The 4,893-nt window shown below is 72.9% G+C and carries 7 protein-coding genes; 6 read left to right on the top strand and 1 reads right to left on the bottom strand.

What is annotated here, in order from left to right; genetic code table 11:
• Positions 1-111 precede the first annotated feature (111 nt).
• Positions 112-657, bottom strand: coding sequence for a hypothetical protein (locus tag AC08OT_RS19235; protein WP_476593254.1), 546 nt, complete (start codon positions 655-657; stop codon positions 112-114).
• A gap of 53 nt (positions 658-710) precedes the next feature.
• Here AC08OT_RS19235 and AC08OT_RS19230 point away from each other — a divergent pair, with 53 nt between their 5' ends.
• The 6 genes from AC08OT_RS19230 to AC08OT_RS19205 all read left to right on the top strand — a co-directional run.
• Complete coding sequence (locus tag AC08OT_RS19230) at positions 711-833, top strand: hypothetical protein (RefSeq protein WP_462188541.1); 123 nt, start codon at positions 711-713, stop codon at positions 831-833.
• Between the two features lie 171 nt (positions 834-1,004).
• Entirely contained in the window at positions 1,005-1,778 is a 774-nt protein-coding gene (locus AC08OT_RS19225; protein WP_476593253.1) for a hypothetical protein, read from the top strand.
• Positions 1,779-1,794: 16 nt separating this feature from the next.
• The gene (locus tag AC08OT_RS19220) at positions 1,795-2,967 is read left to right on the top strand and encodes a hypothetical protein (protein ID WP_476593252.1); all 1,173 of its coding nucleotides are present in this window, start codon (positions 1,795-1,797) and stop codon (positions 2,965-2,967) included.
• 32 nt (positions 2,968-2,999) lie between these two features.
• Positions 3,000-3,422 carry a hypothetical protein gene (locus tag AC08OT_RS19215; RefSeq protein ID WP_476593251.1) on the top strand — a complete coding sequence of 141 codons (423 nt, stop codon included), beginning with the start codon at positions 3,000-3,002 and terminating at the stop codon, positions 3,420-3,422.
• Positions 3,423-3,426: 4 nt separating this feature from the next.
• Positions 3,427-3,675, top strand: a complete 249-nt coding sequence (locus AC08OT_RS19210) for a hypothetical protein (RefSeq protein WP_476593250.1) — start codon at positions 3,427-3,429, stop codon at positions 3,673-3,675.
• Positions 3,675-4,893: hypothetical protein (locus AC08OT_RS19205; protein ID WP_476603147.1), on the top strand; the 1,219-nt coding region annotated here is incomplete at its 3' end. The genes AC08OT_RS19210 and AC08OT_RS19205, both read left to right, overlap by 1 nt.

Here is a 4,893-nt window from a genome sequence, read left to right as displayed (position 1 = left end):
GGCGGTGACTGTGCGTTAGCCAAGGAGGATCCGGTGGCGGAGGAGCGGGAAGCCGGCGCGGCCGTGCATCTGGTGCATGATCCGCTTGGTCTTTCTGTGGAATCAGAGTTGTCAAATCGACCCTCCCGGGCTTTGGTGGACACCGACGATCGGGAGGATGGTGGCGCGGGCCGGGAGATCGAGTTGTCGGGGTGTCGGCCGCCCGGCCGATGTGGGGATGCCGGCGAGCCGTTCCAGCAGCCGGTCGAGGGCGGCGCTGCCGTCGTCAATGGCGGCCTGCTCGTCCTCGGTGAGCGGGATCATCGCCCGCATCTTCTGCAGGTTCTCCTTGGCCTCCAGGATCTGTGCCTTGCTGGAGCCCTTCGGGGTATAAAAGTCACATTTGGCGCAGGCCATGCGGTGCGGGCACTGCTCGAAGAAGGTGTAGGTGCAGTAGCCGTGGCCGAGGTCGTAGTGCTGCCAGGGCTCGCCGGCTGCGGCGGCCCCGGAGGCGACGGCGTCGCGGTCGACGAGGACCTCGACCGTCCGCATGTTGCGGGAGAAGTATCCCGCGTCGTCGTAGGCCCGAGTCAGCGTGGCCGGGCTGATCTTCGCGTAGAACTGCGTCGACTGCGGCGACCGGTGGCCGAGCCACGCCTGCAGCTCGAACAGCGTCATCGGCTCCTTGGCATTGTAGAGCTGGCTGGCGATCGTGGATCGGGCCCGGTGGCTTGTACCTCACCGACATCGCCGGCGGCCTCGCCGTCGGGGTCGTGAGCATCCTGGTCACCGCGCTGTTGCTGCGCCGGATTGATCCCAAGATCGCGAGAAGGGCCGACCGGGCGGCGGACTGAGGACGGGTCCGGTGCGGAGCAGTCACCTCCGTCGCGCACCGCGACCGCGGAGTTCCCCTGTTCGGCGGACGCCCCCGAAACGCTCGCGTATTCTGCGCGATCAGGACGAGGTCCCGGTGACCGCCGGGAGATCGACAAGGCTGTACTCGACAAGGCTGTTGGGGAGGCGGTGTGGACTTCGAGGACGCCGCTCTCGTGCGGCTGGCGGACGAGGCCTCCCGCGCCGCGTTGTTCGACCAGGCCGCGCTGGCCGCCGTCGCTGCCGCCGGCTACGACCATCCCGAGTTCGAGGGCCCCTACTCGGCCGTCTTCGACAGCGTCGAGCTGGTCGTGGACCTCGCTGGGTCGGTCCGATTGCATGGGATGGTCCGGCGGCTGGAGGACCCGGTCCCCTACGAGGTTGACCTGCTGGCCGCTGGCCTGGTCGACGCCGCCGTCCCGCGGGTGACCGCCCTGTGGCGGGGCGCCGTGGTGGCCTGGTACCGGCCGGCGGGCGAGCCGGTCACCGCCGTCACGTCGCAGTGGCTATCCGGTGGGCCAGCCGGTGGGCCGCCCGGTGGGCCCGCCGGGGACGTCGCCACCGGCCAGGTGCGGGTGGCGTTCGCCGACCCCGCCGGCACCGCCACCGTCGTGCGCCGGCTGCCGGTCACCGCACCGATCCTGGCCCGCGGCGCCGGGAGCGGCATCGCCGCTCTGCTGCGCGAGAGCGCCGTCGTCCGCCAGCGGGTGGTGGACGCCGGCGGCGAACCCAAGGCGGAACCGCACCTGCGCCGGCGGCACGCCGTGGTCGTGGTCTGGCTGCTGCCCGAGGCCGTCTTCGACGACGACGGCTGGCCCGGCCCAACCGCCGGTACCCCGGAACAGCTCCGGGCGGCACGACGGGCTATCGCGGCGTCCTGGCTCGCCCGTCACGGCATCGCCCTCGTCACCGCCACCCTCAGCTAGGACCTCGGAGGAAGCCATGCCCGTCGCCGCCGCGTACCCCTTCGTCGAGGTCCGCATCGACACCTCGGCGTTGCAGCCGGTGTCCCAGCGCTCACCGGGTATGCTCGCCGTGGTCGGCGCCACCCCGGACGGCCCCCGCGGCGGGACGGCGGCGGTGAACACCCCGCGACTCGTCAGCTCCCTGGCCGACGCCGGCACCCTGTTCTCCAGCATCCAGGGCGGCGTGGTGGAGGCGAACCCGCTGTACGAGGCGCTGCGGGTCGCGCTTCTGCAGGACCCCAAGCCGAGCACGGTCTACGGCGTCCGTGCGGCGGGCACGGCGCTCGCCGAAGCGCTGGCCCCGCTGGATGCCGCCGACGACGTCACCTTCGTGGTCCTGGCCGGGACCACGGCCGTCGGAGCGCCGGCTGGCGCCGAGGCGGCGACCGGTCTGCACGCGCTGAAGGCGCATGTGGAGTCGATGTCCGCCGAGGGCAACAAGCGGATCGGTGTCGCCATGGTCGACCCGGCCCGGCCGCGTAGCGCGACCTACGTCGATGACCTGGTCGACCTGTTGACCCCGCTGCGCAGCGACTCCAGCCGGATGGTGGTGGTCGCCGCCCGCGGCGCGACCGGGGACGTGGCCGCCGCGGCGGCGGCCGCGATCGCCGGGTACCCGCCGCAGGTGTCCGTCGTGCTCAAGCGGGTCCGCGGCATCCAGATGCCGCTGGCCGGGCAGTACAGCCCAGGCGAGATCCGAGAGCTGTCCGAGGCCGGGATCATCCCGGTCATCGATCCGGCGCTCATCGTGGGGGATGGCCTGCACTTCGCGGAGGATCGCTGCTTCACCACCGACGCCACGCAGCTGTTCATCGACACCGTCCGGACCTTGGACGACATCGACTTCCGGCTCAAGGCCGGGCTGATCGGCCTGGTGGGCGACGCCCGGATCACCCGGTCCGGGCTGATCCTGCTCAAGGCCCGGATCGAGGGCATCCTCGGGCCGCTGCAACGCTCGTCGGCCATCGACGGCTTCCGCATCGGCATCCCGGTCCTGGACATCCTGACCTTGCCGGAAGAATCCCGCTCGGCGGCCGACCAGGCGCTCGTCGCCCAGACCCGGGCCAACCGCGCGGTGGATGTCGCGCTGGAGGTCGTGCTCGGCCCGGCCACCCACCGGATCGTCGTCACCCTCGCGCCGACCTTCTGACGTCATCGCCGCTCAACGGAAGGGGACATGTCATGCCCGACTGGAGGTCTAGGCTCGCCGTCTCCTGGCAGAACACCGACGGCGTTCACAAGATCGTCCCAGTGGACTCCTTCTCGCCGACCTTCACTCTCGGCGCGGAGGTGCTCAACTCCATCGAGGAGACGCACATCGGGGTGGTCTACACCCCGTCCACCATCACGTTCTCCCTTTCGGTGAAGGCGATCGGGGACTCCGCGGCGCAGCTTACGGCGCTGGCCCTGGCGGGCGCGCGGTTCGACATCATCCTGCAGGAGACCGAGCACGGCGCGGACTGGTCATTCACCAAGATCGTGATCAGCGACTGCGTCATCACCTCCGCCGCCCCGATCGCCGGCGCCCCCTCGTCGGTGTTCTCCGGCTTCAGCCTCTCGGCGACGGTCGAGCCCAAGTCCGGCGAGTCCGCGACAGTCCGGTGACGGCGTGGCCGAGGATGCACGCCCCGGTGCCGTCCGGGTCCGCCAGACCGGGATCGCCCTCGTCCACGCCGGCGAGCTGGTGCTTCCCGCCGCCGGCAGCGAGGCCGAGCTGGAACCGGCCGCGGCCGACCCGCGCGCGGTCGTCGAGTACCACTTCCCGGTCGTGATCGAGGTGCGCGAGGCGCAGGCGCCGGACGTCGAGGCCATCGCGAAGCTGGCCGCGCGGCACATCGTGCGCGGGCTGCGGGACTGATGACCACCCGCGTCGTGCACCCCGTCCGGCTTGTCGTCGACGCCACCCGGCTGACCGACGCCGACCTGCTGGCGGACGCCGTCGAGGCCGGCGTGACCCGGGCGGTGCGGGCCAGCCGCGGCCGGGTGCTCGACGGCCTGCCGGACGGGATGGGCGTGCGCGTGCTGCCCGCAGAGATCAGCTGGGCCGGCGCGGCGGCGTCCGGGCTCACCGAAGACCAGCGGGCCGCCGTGGAACGTGTGGTGGCCGGGGCGATCGGTCGGGCGGTGGCCGCCGCCGGGGTGTCCGACGGGGTGCTGCGCCGCACATCCGCGGCGCAGCCGCCGGTCTGTGAGGCGGTGGACACCGCCCGGTTCAGCCGGCCGTTGCGGAGCTACGTCATCCCCTCCTACCAGGGCGGCGACGCGGCGGTCGAGGTCCTCGACGACGACGGCGGCGGCGAGCCCGGGGCCGCGGCGAGCCCGCCGGGGCGGACCGAGTCGACCACCGTCTGGTCGCCGGTGACGGCCGAGAACTACGTGCGGACGGCGCTGCGGGCGGTCCGGGTCTCGTCGGTGGCGCCGTCGGCGTCTGGGCTGGTCGGCGTGCTGTTCCTTGGCCCGTCCGGGGCTTACGAGATCGGGGCGGTCCACCCGGGCGAGCAACGGGTGGAGTCGTCCTTCCCGCTCGGCCGGTTCCGCTTCCCCCGCTTCGGCCAGCGCGAGGGTGAAGCGCTCAGCTTCGACCCGGGAGTGGTGTACCGGCTGCGCTGGCAGGGCAGCGCGACGCAGGCCCGGACGGTGGTCACCGACTTCTACGCCGAGTCCTGGCGGCGGGCCGCCGAGCAGGCACACCCCCGGCTACCCGGGCAGAGCGCCGCGGACCACGCCGCGGCCATCACCGACCTGGTGGACCGCGCGCTGGACACCGCCGTCGGCCGGGCCGCCCGCCTGGCCTGCTACCTGCTGCTCACCGGCCCCGGCGGCCGGCGGGACCTGGTCGAGATGGTCAGCCAGCCAGACTGGGCGCTGCCCGGGATGGAGCTCGACCTGGTCCCACTGTCAGAGACCTACCAGCTCGACGACGATGTCATCGTCGTCACCCCGGCCGGCGGCGCGCCTGGGGCGGGAGCGCCTGGTGGCCCGGAGCCAGCCGGCGGACCTGGTGGTCCGGGTGGCCCGGGCGGGTCCGGGGGCACCGCCGGAGCCGGTACCGGGCCGGGCGGCACCGGGACCGGCG

The sequence above is a fragment of the Frankia sp. CgJB1 genome (assembly GCF_977947065.1).
This window is presented reverse-complemented; position numbering and strand designations above follow the sequence as displayed.

Coding starts and splice junctions, on each gene's coding strand:
- AC08OT_RS19235 (WP_476593254.1), bottom strand. CDS start 657: ATGACGCTGTTCGAGCTGCAGGCGTGGCTCGGCCACCGGTCGCCGCAG.
- AC08OT_RS19220 (WP_476593252.1), top strand. CDS start 1,795: ATGCCCGTCGCCGCCGCGTACCCCTTCGTCGAGGTCCGCATCGACACC.
- AC08OT_RS19215 (WP_476593251.1), top strand. CDS start 3,000: ATGCCCGACTGGAGGTCTAGGCTCGCCGTCTCCTGGCAGAACACCGAC.